Annotated in this window: 10 protein-coding genes and 1 pseudogene; 9 read left to right on the top strand and 2 right to left on the bottom strand. The window is 60.0% G+C overall.

Annotated elements, in window-relative coordinates; translation table 11 throughout:
* The first annotated feature begins 200 nt into the window (after window positions 1–200).
* Window positions 201–2,327: a DNA methyltransferase gene (locus tag IG65_RS37215; RefSeq protein ID WP_081879818.1), complete on the top strand. Its 2,127-nt coding sequence runs from the start codon at window positions 201–203 to the stop codon at window positions 2,325–2,327.
* On the opposite strand, the gene IG65_RS0127705 is transcribed toward IG65_RS37215, so the two are convergent.
* Window positions 2,311–3,204 (bottom strand): hypothetical protein, encoded by an 894-nt coding sequence (locus tag IG65_RS0127705; RefSeq protein WP_146165337.1) that lies wholly within the window; start codon window positions 3,202–3,204, stop codon window positions 2,311–2,313. The genes IG65_RS37215 and IG65_RS0127705 overlap by 17 nt on opposite strands.
* Window positions 3,205–3,436: 232 nt before the next feature.
* Between IG65_RS0127705 and IG65_RS37210 the strand changes: the two genes are divergently transcribed.
* The 5 genes from IG65_RS37210 (at window position 3,437) to IG65_RS0127685 (ending at window position 10,485) form a co-directional block, all read left to right on the top strand.
* Window positions 3,437–4,657, top strand: a complete 1,221-nt coding sequence (locus IG65_RS37210; protein WP_167356716.1) for a DUF262 domain-containing protein — start codon at window positions 3,437–3,439, stop codon at window positions 4,655–4,657.
* The gene (locus IG65_RS0127700) at window positions 4,654–5,769 is read left to right on the top strand and encodes an MAE_28990/MAE_18760 family HEPN-like nuclease (RefSeq protein ID WP_146165338.1); all 1,116 of its coding nucleotides are present in this window, start codon (window positions 4,654–4,656) and stop codon (window positions 5,767–5,769) included. Before IG65_RS37210 ends, IG65_RS0127700 begins: the two co-directional genes overlap by 4 nt.
* Before the next feature lie 149 nt (window positions 5,770–5,918).
* Entirely contained in the window at window positions 5,919–6,608 is a 690-nt protein-coding gene (locus IG65_RS36150) for a hypothetical protein (protein WP_156055798.1), read from the top strand.
* Window positions 6,586–6,936, top strand: a complete 351-nt coding sequence (locus IG65_RS35190; protein WP_197039947.1) for a hypothetical protein — start codon at window positions 6,586–6,588, stop codon at window positions 6,934–6,936. Before IG65_RS36150 ends, IG65_RS35190 begins: the two co-directional genes overlap by 23 nt.
* Window positions 6,937–8,496: 1,560 nt before the next feature.
* Window positions 8,497–10,485, top strand: coding sequence for an ATP-dependent endonuclease (locus IG65_RS0127685; RefSeq protein ID WP_081879808.1), 1,989 nt, complete (start codon window positions 8,497–8,499; stop codon window positions 10,483–10,485).
* Between the two features lie 131 nt (window positions 10,486–10,616).
* Here IG65_RS0127685 and IG65_RS38005 read toward each other — a convergent pair whose 3' ends face one another.
* The gene (locus tag IG65_RS38005) at window positions 10,617–11,138 is read right to left on the bottom strand and encodes a hypothetical protein (protein ID WP_156055796.1); all 522 of its coding nucleotides are present in this window, start codon (window positions 11,136–11,138) and stop codon (window positions 10,617–10,619) included.
* Window positions 11,139–11,515: 377 nt separating this feature from the next.
* Here IG65_RS38005 and IG65_RS0127675 point away from each other — a divergent pair.
* The 3 genes and pseudogenes from IG65_RS0127675 to IG65_RS0127665 form a co-directional block, all read left to right on the top strand.
* Window positions 11,516–11,758 (top strand): annotated as a pseudogene (locus tag IG65_RS0127675) (amphi-Trp domain-containing protein); the annotation flags it as partial.
* A 1,496-nt stretch (window positions 11,759–13,254) separates the two neighbouring features.
* Window positions 13,255–14,016, top strand: coding sequence for a class I SAM-dependent methyltransferase (locus IG65_RS37205; protein ID WP_081879817.1), 762 nt, complete (start codon window positions 13,255–13,257; stop codon window positions 14,014–14,016).
* 55 nt (window positions 14,017–14,071) lie between these two features.
* A partial coding sequence (locus IG65_RS0127665; protein ID WP_030517886.1) for a non-ribosomal peptide synthetase occupies window positions 14,072–18,670 on the top strand: 4,599 nt, incomplete at its 3' end.

Here is an 18,670-nt window from a genome sequence, read left to right as displayed (position 1 = left end):
CGTGCGTGCTGCCCGTTAGCCAGGTGCGGAGCAGGCGGCCCAGTGAACCGGTATGGGCCGAATGTGGCACAATTTGCGCCGTCCCGGCGTGCACGGTAAAAAGGCAGGCACTCGGTCGCGTAAAAATTAAGTACAATAAACGGAAAAATTCGACGGGAAGAGGGTTTTCTGTGGCGACACCAACGTCGGCGGGAAATTCGTTGCTCCAGTTGTGGGATGATGGTACTGAAATCAATCCTCCCGAATCCGGTCGAGGTGACGTTAGCACGAGCCTTGAGATCGGATTTCCAGCTGGCGTGGTGTCAGCCGCTGCCGAAAAAGAAGCGTGGCGAAAAGAAGTCCATCGGCCAGCAACGCATACACACAAGTGGTGGGCCCAGAGACTTGGCACGGTGTTCCGCGGCATTATCGCGTCGGCGATGGCTAAGTCGGAGTCCGAGGCTGAAGAATTATACAGAACTGCGGTCAACCGGCCAGACCTTGTCGTGTTTGATCCGTTCGCCGGATCCGGCACAACACTTGTCGAAGCAGCCAAGATGGGCTGTCGAGCTATCGGATACGATATAAACCCGGTCGCTACGCTTGTACAGCGCCAAGCGGTCGCGAACTGGGACATCACTGCAATTGAATCCGCCTATGAGACGGTGCAATCCAAGGTGCGATCTGAGATCGACCGACTTCACGTTAACCATAACAAAGAGACAGTCCTCTACTACTTCTGGATCGGAACTGCATCCTGCCCTCGTTGCCCTTCGTCGACTCCTCCGGTCAAATTGTTCAACCAGTACATATTTGCCCGCCACGCATATCCCAAGAAATATCCGCGGGCTCAGGCGACGTGCCCTTTGTGTCATGCGGTCAATGTCGTCGATACGTCACGTGACACCGGATTCAAATGTCACAACTGCGATTGGTCGGGCGCTTTTGACGGCCCGGTTTCTGGCGCGAAAATGACTTGCCCCGCCGGCCACGCCACGAAAGTTATCGACGCGCTCAAGGGCATGCCACCACAAATGGAAATGTATGCCAAGCTAGTACTTGGCGCAGATGGCACGAAGCGTTATGAGCCGATTGATGACTTTGATCGTGAGCTGTACGCCGAAGCCGAAGCGTTGTTAGCTAGCACGAGCGATGAACTCGTTCTTCCGATTGGATCATTAGACCACGGCTACAATACGAGGCAAGCAATATCGTGGGGTTACAAGGATTGGCGACAATTCTTCAACGCTCGTCAGCTTTATTCGTTAGGTCTTTTGGGGGCCGCCATACGGGACCTTCCTGTGAGTGCGGAGCGAGAAGCTCTCATCGCACTGTTCTCGGGCACCCTAGAGTTCAACAACCTGTTCTGCTCGTACAAGGGCGAAGGCACGGGCGCAGTCCGCCATATGTTCTCGCATCACATTCTCAAACCAGAACGTGCACCACTCGAAGCCCACCCGTGGGGCACGCCGGCTTCATCTGGCTCGTTCTCAACCCTGTTCAACAGTCGACTGCTTCGAGCCTGGGAGTACAAACAGCAGCCACATGACATCGTTGATGGCGAACGCACGTTTGGGCTGTCGCGACCACTTGGCCACTCACTAGCGGCCTCCTTTTCGACGCTGATGGACGACCCAAACGCTGCACTGGTGGTCTGCGGATCTTCCGATCGAACCCAGTTGCCGGACCGGAGTGTCGATTTGGTGATCACCGATCCGCCGTACTTCGACAACGTGCACTACTCCGAACTTGCCGACTTCTTTCATGCCTGGCTGCGGCGGCTGAAGCCGTTCGAGGGCTACCCCGATACAGAGACCACCCGGGCTTCATCGGAGGTTCAATCGGCTGATGCTGACGAGTTTTCCTCGGCAATAGAAGCGGTTTGGCGTGAAGTTGCGCGCGTCATGAAAGATGAAGGGCTGCTGGCCTTTACCTTCCACCAAGCGCGAGTATCAGGGTGGGAAGCGGTCGTGCGAGCGCTTAGAGCCGCTGGCCTGGTCATCACCGCAGTCCAACCGGTCAAGGGCGAAATGAGCGTCGCTGCACCGAAGAGCGCCGCAACCAATCCCTCCAACCTGGACTCCATCGTGGTCTGTCGCAAGACCACTGCCGGGCCGCGCCCGACACTTGAACGAGTCATTGCTGAGCTTCGAGAGTGTCAGGACGCGGACGTCACTGTTGGATGGAGTGACGTTCAATCCGTGGTCCGCGGCGCGATTCTCGCTGCCTACACGGATCCGACATGTACGGAATCCATTGCTGAGCTCCTGATTCGCGCAACGGACGAGGCAAACCAGGCATGCAAAGCGCTCGGTGTGGTTGACGGGCGAACTAAAGTTCAATCATGAACTTGCCGCGAGGGGATGTCTCCGTCTTGCGATTCGCTGGCGTGGGGAACGGGTCAATGGCAGCCTCTTCGACTATGCCGGCCGTCCCACGGTAGGCCCAGAACTCGTGCTTGGTGCCGTCGCGTCCGGTTCGGATCACCTGTCGGACGCGGTGCAAATCGTCTTGCTCGTCGGCAAGGTCGTCTCGCTCATGCAGCAGAGTTGGCTGCTCCCGCAACCAGCTCCAGCCGAGAGGATTAGCAAACACCAGCATCGGACGTTGCCGGTCGAGGCCATCGCCGAAAGTGCCTAGCTGGATGCTCTTCTGCCGAACGCCCGTAATACTGGTATACAACTCAACATCCTGGTTCAGCATCGCGCCGCTGACAAGCGCGAGGCCCTGGAGAATGTACTTGTCGTTCACTTGGGAGTGGATCGCAAACAGATAGAAAGCCGGAACAGCCAGCAGACGACCCGTCTTCGAGTGGATAGTGACGTGCGAGCACGGCGGTGTCGAGTTGTAGTCCATCCCACTCGCACGCGCTGCGTTCCCCGCAGAGTCAGCGTTCACCTTCTTCACCTCTATTGCGATGATGCGACGCATGTCCATCTCCTCACCACCGTTGATGAGGAGCGATGTCTCCTCGGGGCGCGCAACGACAAGGTCCGGACTGACGAGCTTCTTGCCTGACGAGAGGACCTTTACGCCCGATGGGAGTCTTGCATCCAGACGATCGCGGATTAGCTGGTCGAACGGGTCATCCTGAGTGTCTTTCTTGTCGGGCAGCTCGAACGGGACCGGTCGGCCATCTGCATCGAAGAACTCTTCGGTGAGCACGACGAAACAGGCGGCGGCGAGATCACGTGGGTGTCGTTCTGGCCCAACGGGAATGGTCATGTGCCCCTCCTGGAGTATCAATGTCAGGCTGGTTCGCCGACAGGACCCAACGTACAGCCGAGCACCGACAAGCGGGTACGCTCGGTTCGGTACTAGGGCAAGGAGGGACCTGCAGCGATGTCTGAAGCTGGGTCACTGCTGCTCCGGCTGGCGGCCGTTACCGCTGCACAAGCTCGCAACCATTTCATGCCGTGAGCTTGCCTGTATGTAGAAGAGGAGCCCCGCTTTGCCAGTGTCCAATGACAAGCTACTTCCCGGTGAACGCATCGAGCGAGTCTCCGCCCATGGGCTGGTGCCAAAAAGCGCAAGTACCGACGAAGCAATTAACGATAAATATGTTCGGGGCGAGATACGTATTGTTGTAGAGCAGGCAAGGTACCAACTGAAGCAAGTTCCCGCGTTAGTGCAAAGCGCTGACTACGATCTGCAACCAGACTTTCAACGACGCCCCAGATGGGGAGCCGAGAAGCGATCTAGACTGATCGAGTCTTTTATTATAAATGTTCCGGTACCTCCAGTCTTCTTGTATGAGGCTCAGCTCTCTAGATTCGAAGTCATGGACGGCAAGCAGCGTCTAACAACCATTGCGGAGTTCTATGATGATAAGTTCGCACTTGAGGGTCTACGGGAATGGCCAGAACTAAACGGCCGGAAGTATAGTCAACTTCCAGAACAGGTTCGGCGTGGCATTGACAGGCGGTATCTGTCTTCAATTGTTCTCCTGCACGAAACAGCAAAAAATGAGAATGAAGCCGAGCGGCTAAAACAACTTGTATTCGAGCGGATCAACACTGGTGGCGAGGATCTGTCGCCGCAAGAGCAGCGAAATGCCTTGCACCCTGGACCATTGAATAGAGCGTGCATCAGACTTTCGCGACATCAGTCATTTTGCGAGATGTGGGATATCCCAATTCCCACCTCCGAGGAGCTACACTCTCCGGAAACTTGGCAGCCATCAAAGGAGCTGCTAAAGAACAAGAAGTATCGAATTATGGAGGACGCGCAACTCGTCCTTCGATTCTTTGCGCATCGTCAGCGATCCAGGCTTTCGAGGACGGGAGGGCTTGACGCGTTTCTTACTCAATTCCTAATTTCGGGTAATAAACTTCCAATTGAGACGATCCACCAGATGGAAGAGTTATTCAGGGATGCGTCCGACTTAGCTTTGAGTATCCTCGGGACTAAAGCGTTCTGGCTATACAGAAAACGCGCAGATGAGTGGCTCTGGATAAGTGATCCGACGGTGGTAGCTTATGACCCAATTATGCGTGCTTTTAGCAATCTTTTGGACAAGAGCGATGCGCTGGAGCGGCGGCGTGGGGATATACGCAAGGCACTTCCGAATTTCTATCGAAAGCACGCGGCAGAATTTGATGGACGTAAAGTCAATGCTAGAGACGCTGAAAAGCGAGACATCCTGTTCGCTGAGTTCCTTGAGGGGTTCGTGTATTGAGCACCACAGACCTGCGGGCGCCGGTGCTGCGGCTCCATGCATCAATGAAGGACTTGTCTGAATTTTTTGATCTCGTGAGTGGTCTTGAGGAGATGCGGGGGGCGATTTCTGCGGATTCGCCTGATCCAGTCTCGGTGATTGCGACGACAATGTCCCCGATACTTGCAGGGGCGTCTTGGCGTCGTCAATACTACTCGTTCGCTATCGTCCAGATTTACAGCACGCACGAACGTTTTATTCGAGATCTGGTTACGGTAACCACGCGATTGATGAAAGATCTGTATTCAACATATGACAGTCTGCCCGAGGTACTGAAACGAGAACACCTCACGCTGACGTTAAAGCGCTTGCAAGATATGGCGCAGGTGACGCCTCTGGATGCGGTTTCATTGAGAAATGAGATATACGACTTAGTTACCTGCTTCGATGGCATCATCGCGCTCAACGAAGAGGCCATGGCGAAGCACACCTCTAACTTTAGATCTGGGACCGTGCGTCAAGTGTTATCGAGACTGGATTTCAAACTGAAAGATTCAGCCGTCGACAAGGAGGGTTTTGGCGAGTTCCCATTTGGTGTTCTGATCGGTTTGTATACGACGGCTGAATCTGTTCTAGATGATCTCGCTAACAGACGCAACGACGTGGCCCACGGCTCGGACTCTGAAATAGTAGATATTGATACGCTGCGAGCGATTGCTGAGACGGTTTACCGGTATGATTTGTGGTTATTTCGCACTCTAGCTATTTATCACCTGAACGGCTTAGTCGAACGCGAGGCCGCAGAAGTCGGCACCATTGATCGCTCGTGGTTGAATAGCGAAACCGGCGTGCGCAGTATTGGACGCCTCGCCGATGTCTCTGTAACAGTCAGGCCGGGCGCTTCGGCTTATATGGTTAAGAATGGCATACACATCTGCACCATAAAGGAAATTCAAGTGAACCAGGAACGCGTTTCGGAAGCTAGCTCCGGCGCAGGTCCATTCGCTATCGACCTGGGTGTTGCCGTAAAGGATGGGGCACTCTTTAAGATAATTCCGAGTAAGCTATCAAAGCTGGAAAGGCTACTGCGCGACGCCGTATCGGAAGCCAAGGATGTCGACTTGATCGTCTAGGCATAGAATAGAAAGGTCAAACTATCGTTTCCAAGTGAAGCCTTCTCTGCGGCCAGCCCCCTTTGTAGAGATCCATAGAACCGACCGACTTGGCGGCATTCGTGCCGTGCGGCGCTAACGGCGGTCAGCCAGATACCGACACTAACGGCATGGCCTCTCCCTCCTACCGTGGTGTGAAAAACCGGCTCGCATACGACCGCGGTGAGCTGTTGAGCAAGCTGGTGATGCCCCAAAACGTCGAGGAGCGGCTGGCCGACCGCTACAGCGGCCCGATCGGCGAACTGAACCATTGGGTGGATCAACTGCGGACCGCCACCGGCGAGAGCATCCCGTACTTCGATCCCTGGTCAGCATCGGATGGGGCAAAAGTGCTTATGCTGCTACAAGATCCCTCCGGCGCGGCCGATGGCGAATCCGGTTTCATCAGCCTGCACAACAACGACCAGACCGCGCACAACGTGTACAAACTGTGCGAGGAGACGTCCCTCCAGTACGCCGACTATGTTCCGTGGAACGTCATTCCGTGGTGGGTCGCCAATCCCGCGAAAGGCCGGCGAACATTGGGATCGGAAGCTCGGCGGGCGCGACGGTACCTGGAGGAGGTGGTCGACCTACTGCCCGGTGACCTCGCCGCGGTCATCGTCATGGGCAAGTCGCAGGCCTGGCCAGCCTGGCACGCCGCAGTCGGCAAGAGCCATCGACGGTTTCACGGTGCCGAGGTCCTGTTCACTGCGCATCCAGGTCCGCTGTCGATCAACCAGGTTGATAAAGACACCGGCCGCCGGAACCGTGACGACATCGCAGCCGCCTTCGCGCGTGTCGCAAGCATGGTCCGATGAACGGCTTTCCGCTGGGCGCCACCGGAAAACGCAGGACCTCGGCAGCTTCGATGACGTGCAGGAAGAGGTCGCTACGGATGAACGCCCCAGCTATCTGGAGAAGTCCGCTGATTCCACTCGCTTGGGCAAAGCGGCCGAGTACCTGGTCGCGGCGAGCTGCATCCTGGCCACCCATGGCCAATTGAATGTCTCCGCCTCGATCGTCGATGACGAAGGCGTCGGCCTGGTGTTCCACCTGCGTGATCACACCGCCACGCTGGCAGTACAAGTCAAAGCACGCATGTCGGACGGATTGGCAGTCGCCCGCGGTGATTCCAGGCGCAGATAGTCGCGGCAACATTCCGATTCAGGCATGATCTGGATCTCCTGTTCACCCTGATCCCCATCAAGAACGGCACGCTCGCAACGGCTTGGCTGGTGCCGAGCGGAGATTTAGAACGATTGAGGGGCGCGCCACCAACATTCCGCACCATCCGGGACGGCGGCGAGGTTTGCCGATCTCGATGCGAGCTGGTCCGCTATCGTCACTCGGCAGCGAGTGGCTGAGGATGTCGTCCCGACTTCGAGGTTAGCCTTCGCCGCAACGTCGATCCTGCCGCATATGGATCTGAACGGTGCCCGCATACCAACCGCCGCCGATTCCCGACCACGTCCCGTATGGCGATCATGAACGTGCTCGTGGCTATGAGTGCCCATCATCGCTTGCCCTCCCCCGACATGTTGTTGCTACGGCGCGTCCACCCAGGTATGCCGAGCAGTCGAGGGCGATGCCACTGCATCTCGCTCAGGCCGGCGGTCGGAGCCAAGCCAGGCCATCAACGGTCGCCGGCTCGGTCGGCTTGTCCTGGGTCGCGAGCGTACGAAGAGACTCCTGCCCCGTTTTCGGTTACAAATGGTCATCCATGGTCCGCAATTCGCCATGGCAACCAGACAGCAATAGACAATTTGGCCATGTTTTTCATTCAAGCCTAGGACGAATCGTACGTCCAATACCGGTCGGTTGACTTAATTTGAAACGGGCAATCATGCCTGATGGGAGCGTGCTTTGCCTACTCGCACACGGCACATCTGCGAGTATTTCGCGCACCACAAGGTCAATGTGATCGACGAGACGGGAAAACAGACTTTCCACAATCAGCAATACCGATGTAGGCTCCCTCCTCGGTACACAGCAAACCCCAGGATCAGATGCCTGTGGGGCTCTGGTCCTGGGGTTTCGCGTCTACTTGGCGGTAGGGCGCCGAAATTACCAGCCGGATGCGCGGATGTCAGTTACGTCGGACACATCGTGATCAGAGCTTTACCGCTGATACCACCCGGGCGGACGGACGTCGCGGCTCGTCAGTGAAAGGATGGCTCGGCATGAGTCAGGCTGGAATGATTGCTCACACAGGATCAGTGTGTCCGGAAAGCGGTGTCTGGCAGGTTGTCGCTGCACCGTCGACCACCGCGGCCGGCGTCCGAGGCAACATCATGCCGCCGTATGACGGCAAGGGTGTCGACTGGAAGTTGATCCAGCTCGCGTAGTTGACGGGAGCCAAAACGGGGCCGCTGTTCGTAATCGGCGCCGATCGGCTCATCCGCACCAATCCGCTGGGTACATGATTCCTCTGCCCGCCGGCTTGGGTTCGAAATCTCGTTTTGTTTCCCTGGTGATCGCGAAGCTCCACTCCCCCATATTGATGCGGTCACCAGCTCTTCAACGCGACTGACGCGCACGCCAAATACGGCCTGCGGGAAGTCGCGGTGGTTCTCCCGCGAGTAACCGCTTGTACGTATGCTGCCAATTTTCGTAAATTGGCGATCAGTCGCCAGTGGTGTCGCGGAAAGCTCAGCAAGGCCGATAACGGCGGGTGTGAGATAATGGACTCATTGGAGAAGCCCTAAGGTGTATATCAGACGAATCAATATAAAGAACTACCGGAGCATACAAGACTTGGATATCAGTCTTGACGACTATACGGCGTTGATCGGCCCCAACGGGTCCGGAAAGTCGTCGGTGGTGTATGCGCTCGACTGGTTTTTCAAGGGCGGCGGACTCGGCATTGCCGACGTGTATCGGGATGGAAGCTCGCCGGAGCCGGAGCCAGTCGTGGAAGGCGATCAGCGCTACATATCTGTCATGGTGACCTTCGATTCCCTCACCCCCGCCGACCGGCGACGCCTCGGAAAGTACGGGTTGGGTGAGCAGGCGACTTTTAGGCGCACCTGGACAGCGGCCGATGGAAAAGAGAAGATTGTCGGTAACGCCATGCAAGGGCCAGGTTTCGCGGAAGCACGCGACGGAACGAAAGTGGGCGAGTACCGCCCCGCCTACATTGCGTTGCGCGATAAATTTCCAGAGCTTCCCGACCTTGGCGGGAAGGCAGCGAAGGCGGCCATAGTAACCGCGCTTGAAGATTGGGAGGCAGATCCGGCGAATGCAGACAAGCTAGAACAGACCCCTGACGTTGATGCTTCTCATCTCTTCGGCGCTATTGGCACAACGGTCATTAACCAATGTAGCCGAATGGTCTTTGTGCCGGCCGCGTTGAACATCGCTGGCGAAGTAGGAGCCATCGGAAAGAAGACTGCCCTAAACGAACTGGTCGGAGCACTGATGGCTGCGGCCGGGGAAAAGGCCCACGCAGACTGGCGCGTGAAACATAGCGACGCGATTGACGAGTTGCAGAAGTCTGTTCGCGAAGGAGTCGCCAAGTCTACGGATGTCCAAGCAGCACGGATCAACGCGCGGCTTGACCAGTTCATTCCTGGAACGTCGATCAAGTTCACCCCTGATATTCCGGAATGGCAGCCTAGGTCGTCGGTGTCGGTGAGGACCGATGTGATCGTCAACGGCATCGCGAATGATGTCGCACGGCAAGGTCACGGGACGCAGCGTGCGATCATGATGACAATGCTGCAGGCGATGGTTCCGGACGCCGCGAGCGCCGCAGACAGCCATGTCATCCAGGACGGCGAAGAGGTCGAGGATGCCGATGCTCGGCTGGCCGCAGAGTTGGAACAACTTCCCTCGCTGATCATCTGCATCGAGGAGCCCGAGATTTACCAGCACCCAGTGAGAGCACGAACGTTTGCTCGCGTGCTGACGAATCTGGCACAGGAACCGAACGTTCAGGTGATTGTTGCCACCCACAGCCCGTACTTCGTACGTCCAGAGCAGTTTTCAGCCTTGCGGCGATTCGGGATCGTCGGCAACCAATCGACAATTAAAAGCACTTCATTTGCTCAGATCGCCGCGGATATTGGCAAGAGTGAAGAGTCTGTGAGTAAGGTCGTAACCAAGGAGTTGCCTACCTCCTTTTCGGAGGGATTCTTCTCCGATCGTGTTGTACTCGTCGAGGGCGATACTGACAAGGTTGTGATCGAAGCTCTAGCTGAGCGCTGCGGGATGCCACTTGATGCTGCGGGTGTATCAGTGCTCTGCATGGGAGGCAAAGGGAACCTTCGCGTACCCAGTGCAATCTTGCAGGCGCTCGCGGTGCCGATATATGTAGTTGTCGATGGAGACGCTATGTGCTCGTTGCGTAGCGAAAAATACGAGCCGGGATCGTCGAAGCAACTCGAAGCATTGGAGAGTAATCGAAAACAGACAGAGGAAGTCATTGATTGGCTTCCTAACGGTGTTACGTCGGGCGCCAAGTTCGAGGGTGATTCGATGTCGACGGCAGACTTTACACTCTGGCATGACGATATTGAGTCAGAGCTTGAGAAGTGGCCTGATTTCGTCGCTCAGCTGACAGCTGTCGGCGGCCAGCTGCGAACGAAAAAGATGGCTCACTATCGAGCTGCGGCCTATGCGGTAAATCTGGAAACTATGCCTGCGCCGCTAAAAGCATGCCTAGAAAAGATGGCAGGATTTGCGGCGAAATATTGACGTATCCCAAATTGTAGATAGGCAGGTGCTGATCGGGCATCACCTTCTGGAAGACATCGCATAGGGGCTGCGACCGAGGAAATCCGGCTGAGCAGTAAGGGATCGCTACTGCTCAGCCGGGGCCTGGTCGATCAGCTATTCCTTTTCTTGAGGCGCGTTGTCTTACGTTTCGTGTACCATCGACCCTCTCGTGCACTACGCAGAGTCACGCCCGCGCGGATAAGGCTCCTGTTGGCAGTGTTGGTGGTGATATTGAATTCCTTGGCGATTTCAATCGTCGACCAGCCATTGGCATACAGCTCTACTGCCTTATCGACCTGTTCAGAGGACAGCCTGAAGGCCCCGTGTTTCTCTACGCCCTGCCGTTTCAGATGAGCGTCAACCGTTTGCGTATGCATTCCGAACAGGCGAGCGAGATCAGCGATCGACGACCCAGCTTCGTACTGCGCAACCAGATTCTGTATCTCTTCCGGCGATAATTTTCGGTTCGGCTTGTACGACCGTCGCTCACGTTTCGCCGACGTCACCTTGTGTACGAGCTTCGTGCGTTGAGCGCCAGCAGGCTGCTCACCGAGTTTGGCGATGAGCCGCTCCAGGGGTCGCGGCGTGTTTGAAAGCGTTCCGATTAGGCGTACCAAAGCGGGCTCTTTCAAACCTTCACGGTTTGAAAGAGGTCCTCTTAGGTGCACCGTTTCCGGTCACCGGTGCCACCTCCGGACGTCCACGCGTTCGAGCGCACTCGCCCACGCAGTGGACGACCAGTGACGCCCTCTGTGTCACCTGGGCACTTTCTGCAGAGATGCCGGATCTCAATGCCGCCGATGGGAATTCCGCGCCCTGTGTGCCGCCGCGGAGGTGCACTCGCCGTGCGCCCCACAGACACGTCCGACCGTTGCCTGTTTTGGCTGCGCACGATGCCGACAACCTCGACGAAACCGGCACAGTCGGGGTTCTCGGTTCGCTCTGACATCGCCCCCGCACCAGCTATTGTTCAGTTATCGATCCGTCTCGCATCGAGGCAGGAGTTGTCGTGCCGAAGCTGGAGATCAACAGAAAGTCCGAACTGTCGCGTGAAGAAGTGGCCGAGCGGCTCATCGCGATCGGACAGGCGCTTGCCGGTGGCTCCGAGGTGAAGCTGGGATCCGGCGGGGACACGATCGACATCGTCGTCCCCGAGCGCGTCCATGTGGAGCTCGAAATCGAGGTCGACGGCGACGAGACCGAAATCGAGATCGAGATCAGCTGGCGTGACGAAGCTACCGGTGATTCGACGATTTGAACCCGGCATGCCTGCTGTTCGTGCTTGCTGAATAGGACGAAGCGTCGACGGGCAACGTTCTCGCCGAGGAGGACGACGGCGAAGTTGCGGCAGGGAGCGCTATGAGCAAACTCGGACAACGAGCCATCGTCTGCGGGGCGAGTATGACCGGGCTGCTCGCCGCCCGGGTGCTGTCGGACTTCTACGAGGTGGTCACGCTCGTCGAGCGGGATCCGCTGCCGGACGGTCCTGAGCAGCGGCGAGGTGTGCCCCAGGCACGGCATTTCCATGCTCTGCTGAGTAGGGGATCGACCGTCCTGGATCAGCTGTTTCCCGGCGTGCTCGACGAACTCGTCGCGGCAGGCGCGAAAGTCCTGGCCAATGAGCCATCGCAGGTATATGTCCGGTTGGGCCGGCATGAGCTCGATGTCGCGGACAAGTTTGCCGACCCGGCCTCGCTGGTCGTCTATCAACCCAGCCGACCATTCTTGGACTCCCATGTCAGGCGGCGAGTCCGCGCCATCGAGAACGTGAGAATTCTGGACAGCCATGCCGTCGTCGAGCCCACGACCGACCGGGACCGTCGGGTTACTGGCGCGCGGGTGGTCAACCGCTACACGGGTGAGGAATCCGTGTTGGATGCCGACTTGGTGGTCGATGCGATGGGCCGCTCCGGGCATACGCCGGCGTTCCTCGGCAACCTCGGCTGCGAGCGACCGATCGAGCAGAGCTACCCGGTGCATCTGAACTATGCCAGCCAATTTCTGCGGGTCCCCGCGGGCACGATCGGCGAGAAACTGGGTTTCTCGGTCAGTCCGCTGCCCGAACGACCGGCCGGGGTGGTGGCTGTGGCCTACGAGGACGACACCTGGATCCTGACCTTGTTCGGCGTAGGCGGGTACAAACTTCCCCGTGACCTGTCCGGCGTAATCGAATGTGCCGCGCAATTCGCGCCACCTACCCTGATCGACGCGCTGCGGTCCGCCGAGCCGCTCGGCGGGGTGTCTGCGCAGCACTACCCGGCCAGCACATGGAGACGCTATGACAAGCTGCGTCACTTCCCCGCGGGGCTGCTGGTGATGGGCGATGCGATCTGCAGCTTCAACCCCGTATATATGCAGGGCATGACCATGGCCGCGCTGCAGGCCGTCGCGCTGCACGACTGCCTGGCCGATCGCGACGGAGAGGTGAGCCGGCGATTCTTCAAAGCGACCGCCAAACAGATCGCCCCGGTGTGGCGGGGAAATCGGTTCACCGATTTCACCGTGTCCCAGGGAGGTGGATGGCGTCGCGTGCCGAGACACTTGGTGAACTGGCCCATAGACAAGGCACAGGCTGCCGCCGCGAACGATCCGGCCGTCGCCGAAGCGGTCCTTCGAGTGATGCACTTCGTCGACCCGCCGGCCCGGCTCGCGCGGCCCTCGTTCCTGATGCGGCTGGTCGCAGCCAACCGCCGAGCCGGAATGGCCACATCCACCGATAACGGTTCCCGTAACGCGGGGGTGAACGCTATGACCACCGATACCTTCGACATCAACCGCATGCCGCGCGGCGGACCGGATGCGTCGTGGCTGGACCGGTGGTTGGAAACCGATCGTCTGGAGTACCTCGACCGCGACGACGTCGATGATCGCAAGCGCAAGATAATTCGTTCTCTGGACCGCGGCGAACGGTTTTTCGGGATACATCGGAAGCTCGCGCGCATCGTGCTCGACGAGGTCACCGACGTGCGCGAGCCCAAGATCCTGGAACTCGGCTCCGGCCACGGTGGGCTGTCGCGCGCGCTGCTGGAGATGCATCCCACCGCCGACGTCACGGTCACCGACATCGAACCCGCCTCTGTCGCTGCCATCGCCGCAGGTGATTTGGGCAGTCATCCGCGGGCCACCGTGCGCGAGATGGACGCGACCGCCATCGACTCGCCCGACGGGTACTACGACCTCGCCGTGTTCGTGCAGTCCCTGCACCATCTGCCACCACCGCTGGCTGCCCGGGTGTTCGCGGAAGGCACCCGCGCCGCCGCGAAACTGCTGATCATCGACTTGTCGCGTCCGCCTTCGTTACTGCACCTCGTCATGCTGGCGCCGGCGCTGCCGTTGGTGATCTTTCCGTACTGGCACGACGCGTTGATCAGCTCGTTGCGCGCCTACGGCCCGTCGGCGATGCGCGCGTTGGCCCGGTACGCCGACCCGGCGATCACCCTCGAGTTGCGCAGGCAGGCAGCCGTTCTCCCCGGAAGCCCGCAGATCGCGGTAGCCAGTTCTGCCCGATGAACATTCGATTGAACCGATCGGCATCGGCCCTCGTGACCACGGCTATGGGTGCACTGTGCGCCATCGCGATCACCGCTACAGCCGGCATGAGATCACCGAATCGGTCGTCTGGTTGCCGGAATTCGACGCTTCGAAGACCTACACGGAATTCGCCATCATGCTCAACTACGGTGTCCATCCGGAGGTGCTGGGGTCCTTAACCGCCGCTCAGAGGTCGATATGGGCTGCCCAGCAACTCCGGCCCGAAGTCCCTTACAACGTTGCCGTTTTCCTGGCGATCGATCACGATGTCGACGCCGAGAGGCTCATGGTTGCGTGCGAATCGGCGGCAACGCGGTTCGGCACACCGTGCGCGCGGCTGTCCCTCGACGACGGCGAACCGGTTTTCGTAGTCGATCGCTCGTTTCCGCGGACCATTCGCTGTATCGATCTGCGCGCCGAGCGCGACCCGGTATCCGCTGCGCGCGGCTGGATGGACAACGACTACCGCCGTCCGATCGATCTGGTCCGTGACCGACTCACCGAGTTTGCGCTGCTGCGCATCACCGACGATCTGTCGTATTTCTACCTGCGCACACACCACGTTCTCTTGGACGGGTACGGCGCCCACACCATGGTCCGGCACATCGCGGCCGTCTATTCGGGAGCAGCGCCCGAGACCGGCGAAGTCGACTTCTCCGAATTCGATCTGATCCGCAACGCGGATCAGAAGTATCAGCAGTCTTCGCGCAGTCGTGCCGATGCCGAGTACTGGAAAACCGTCGTGCGTGAACCTTTGGATATCACCGACCTGGGCGGGACGCGCAGGCCGGTGGCACCACGCCACCCGTTGGTTCGCGAACTGGTGTACACGCATCGATTCGAGGAGAACCGGCCTGTCCGACTCGATGTCGCAAGGGTTGTCGCGACAGTAGCGGTGTTCATCGCGAAAACCACAGGACAGCAAGATGTTTCGTTGTCTCTGCCGGTGTCGGCACGCACGACCGCGGCACTGAAAAAATGTACGGGAATGGTCTCGAACATGGTGCCGCTGCTCATTCGAGTCCATGACGGCGACACCATCGGCGCACTGACCGATCGGGTAGCCGAGTCCCTGGTCGGCGCGCTGCGGCACCAACAATTCCGGCGCTGGCCGGACCTGATCGCCCAGGCAACCCGACCCGACATGAACATCGAATTCGGCCCGGCGATCAACATTCTCGACTTCGCCACCCCGTTGCATTTCGGTTCTTCCGAAGTGACGTACAACGTATTGACCACCTACCCCATACAAGACTGCGCAATCAACATCTATCCCCAATTGGGTGATGGCACGCCGCGAATTCAGTTCATGTGGAATCCGGATCGGTACGCCGCCGACGACATCGACAGGCACATAACCCGTTTGGAAATGCTTTTCGACCGCCTTGTGGTGGCGGACTCGTCGGTGACGGTGGGAGAGGTGTCGTTGCTGTCCACCAGCGAGCGCGATCTGGTGCTGTCGGTGTGGTCCGGTGCCCGAGTAGCGGCGCCGGTCGGGTTGGGGCCGCAGTTGCTGGCGGCGGCGGTGGCGGCCGGCCCGGACGCGCCGGCAGTCGTCGACGGTGCCCGGGAGGTGTCGTATCGCGAGCTCGATCGGTGGTCGACAAGGGTGGCGCGGGTGCTGATCGAGGAGGGCGTGGGCCCGGAGCGCGCGGTGGGTGTGGCGATGGATCGCCGTGTGGAGTTGGTGGTGGCGTGGTGGGCGGTGGTCAAGGCCGGCGGGGTGTATGTGCCGCTGGACCCCGCCCACCCAGCCGAGCGAATCTCCACGGTGCTGGACGCGGTGGGGGCGGTGTGCGTATTGACCTACGGGTCCGACACGGTAGCCGGGGCCGCGGCGCGTCCGATAGTGCGCATCGACGCTCCGGATGTGTCCGGGCGGTCCACGGAGGCGATCACCGACGCCGATCGGCAGGCTGGGCTGAGGGTGGACAACACCGCTTATGCGATGTTCACCTCGGGATCCACCGGTGCCCCCAAGGGAGTGGCGGTCAGCCATGCCGGTCTGCTGGGGTTGGCCGCGGCGCAGCGGGCGGTGTTCGGGCTGGGCGCAGATGCGCGGATTTCGATGGTGGCCGCGCCGAGTTTCGATGCGTCGATCTTCGATATGTTGTGGGCAGCCGGGTCGGCCGCGGCGCTGGTGGTGACACCACCGCAGGTGTATGCCGGGGAGGCGTTGACCGCATTCCTGCGGGACCAGCAGGTCAGCGCGGCGGTGTTCACCCCGACGGTGCTGTCTTCGCTGGATCGGGCCCGGCTGGACCGGGTGGGCACACTGGTCACCACCGGGGAGGCTTGCCCGGAGGAGTTGGTGGCCGCCTGGGCTCCGGGACGGCAGATGTTCAACGGCTACGGCCCCACCGAGACCACCATCGGCGCCACCCTTGCGCCACTGTCGTCGAAGCAGCCGGTCGGCATCGGCACCCCGATTCCAGGGATATGCGCGCTCGTGCTCGATGCGCGGCTGAACCCGACCCCCGTCGGGGTGGTGGGCGAGCTGTATCTGGGCGGGCCCGCGCTGGCGCGCGGCTATGTGGGCCGGCCGGAGTTGACCGCGGAACGATTCGTGGCCAACCCCTACGGGGACGCCGGGACGCGTGTGTATCGCACCGGTGACCTGGTGCGCTGGACCTCCACCGGCACCCTGATGTACGTGGGCCGCGCCGACACCCAGATCAAGCTGCGCGGGCAACGCGTCGAACTCGGCGAAATCGAGAACACGCTGCTGGCCTGCCCACAGGTCACCCAGGCCGCCGCAACCATGCACCGGAGTAGCACCGGCGCCCACCTCATCGCCTACATCACCCTCGATCACACCGCCACCGATCACGATGCCGACATCGTCGGACAGTGGCGGCACATGAACAACGAGCTGTACGACGCCGAGGTGGCGTCGTCGGAGTTCGGCATGGATTTCCGGGGCTGGAACAGCAGCTACACCGATGATCCGATTCCGCTCGAGGAGATGCTGGAGTGGCGTGCGGCCACGGTGGATCGGATCCTCGCGCTGCAGCCGCGGCGGGTGTTGGAGATCGGTGCGGGCTCCGGGCTGGTGTTGTCACAGATCGCCCCGCGGTGTGAGCGCTATGTTGCCACCGACGTGTCAGCGGTGGCGATCGACAATCTCGCGCACTCGCTCGAGCAGTTGCAGATCCCGTGGCGTGACCGAGTCCAGCTGCTGACCCAGCCGGCTCACGTCACCGAGGCATTGCCGCGGGGCTACTTCGATACGATCATTCTCAACTCGGTCGTCCAGTACTTCCCCAATAAGGATTATCTGACCGAGGTGAGCGATGCCGCTATGGATCTGCTGGCCCCCGGTGGGGCAATGTTCATCGGCGACGTCCGTAATCACACCCTGCAGGCAGCGTTTCACACGGCGGTCGCGCTGGCCCGCACCGCCACCACCGCTACCACCGACGCCGCCGAGATCCGCCGGCAAGTCCGGCTCGCCGTGCTCAGCGAACCCGAATTGCTGCTGGCCCCCGAGTTCTTCACCGGCTGGGCCGCCGGTCGTCCGTCGGTGGCCGGAATCGACATACAGGTCAAACGCGGATCGGCCGACAACGAACTCAACAGGTACCGCTACGACGTCATCGTCCACAGAACGCCCACTCCGGTCCGCTCACTGGCAACAGCACCCTCTTGGGCGTGGACCCGATTCGCAGGGCTGCGCGGACTGCACACCGAGCTGATCTCCCGACATCCCGCCACCGTGCGCATTACCGGCATCCCCCGTACCGGACTGATCACCGATGTCCGCATCGAACGCGCCCTCGCAGACGGCTTACCCCTGGCCGACGCGCTCGCCCGGTCCTCCGCGACTTCCGACACCACTACACCCGAACAGCTGCACCGCTTGGGCGAAACCACCGGTTACCACGTTGCCGTTACCTGGGGCGCCCAGCCCGGCACCCTCGATGCCGTTTTCATCACCCCCACCGACCGCCACCGCCGGCACGCCCCACCGCTGACCGATCTCTACCTGCCCACCACCGGAGACCATCGGATCACCACCCACGCCAATGCCCCCCACACCAACACCGAGATCAACGCCGTCCGGCAGCGGTTGAGCGCGTGGTTGCCCGAATACATGGTGCCGGCGCAGATTGTGGTGCTCGACGAGTTCCCGCTGACCTCCTCGGGCAAAATCGACCGTAAGGCTTTGCCGGCACCGATGTTTGCCGCCACGCCCTTCCGGGCGCCGCAGACTCGGGTCGAGAAGATCGTCGCCGAGGTGTTCGCGGAGGTATTGGGTCGGGGCCGAGCGGGGCTCGATGACGATTTCTTCGCCCTGGGTGGAAACTCCTTGACCGCTACCCGGGTGAGCGCGCGGCTGCAGTTCGCGCTGGGCAGAGAAGTACCGGTGCGATATCTGTTCGACGCGTCCACGGTCGAGGGTCTCGCCGACTATCTGCACTCGCATCGTGGCGGGCCCGCTCGCTCGCCGCTGCAGGCCATGCCGCGCCCCGAGCGCGTTCCGTTGTCGTATGCCCAGCAACGGTTGTGGTTCATCGACCAACTACAAGGCCCCTCCCCGGTCTACAACATGCCGATCGCTTTCCGGATCAGCGGAGAGCTGGACGTCCAAGCACTGGACGCAGCCCTCGACGACGTCCTGGCCCGCCACGAA

Origin of the sequence: Nocardia sp. NRRL WC-3656 (assembly GCF_000720265.1) — a bacterium.
In the GTDB taxonomy this organism is placed as follows: Bacteria; Actinomycetota; Actinomycetes; order Mycobacteriales; family Mycobacteriaceae; genus Nocardia; species Nocardia nova.
The sequence above is the reverse complement of the archived record's forward strand: the minus strand, read 5'-3'. Positions and strand labels throughout refer to the sequence as shown.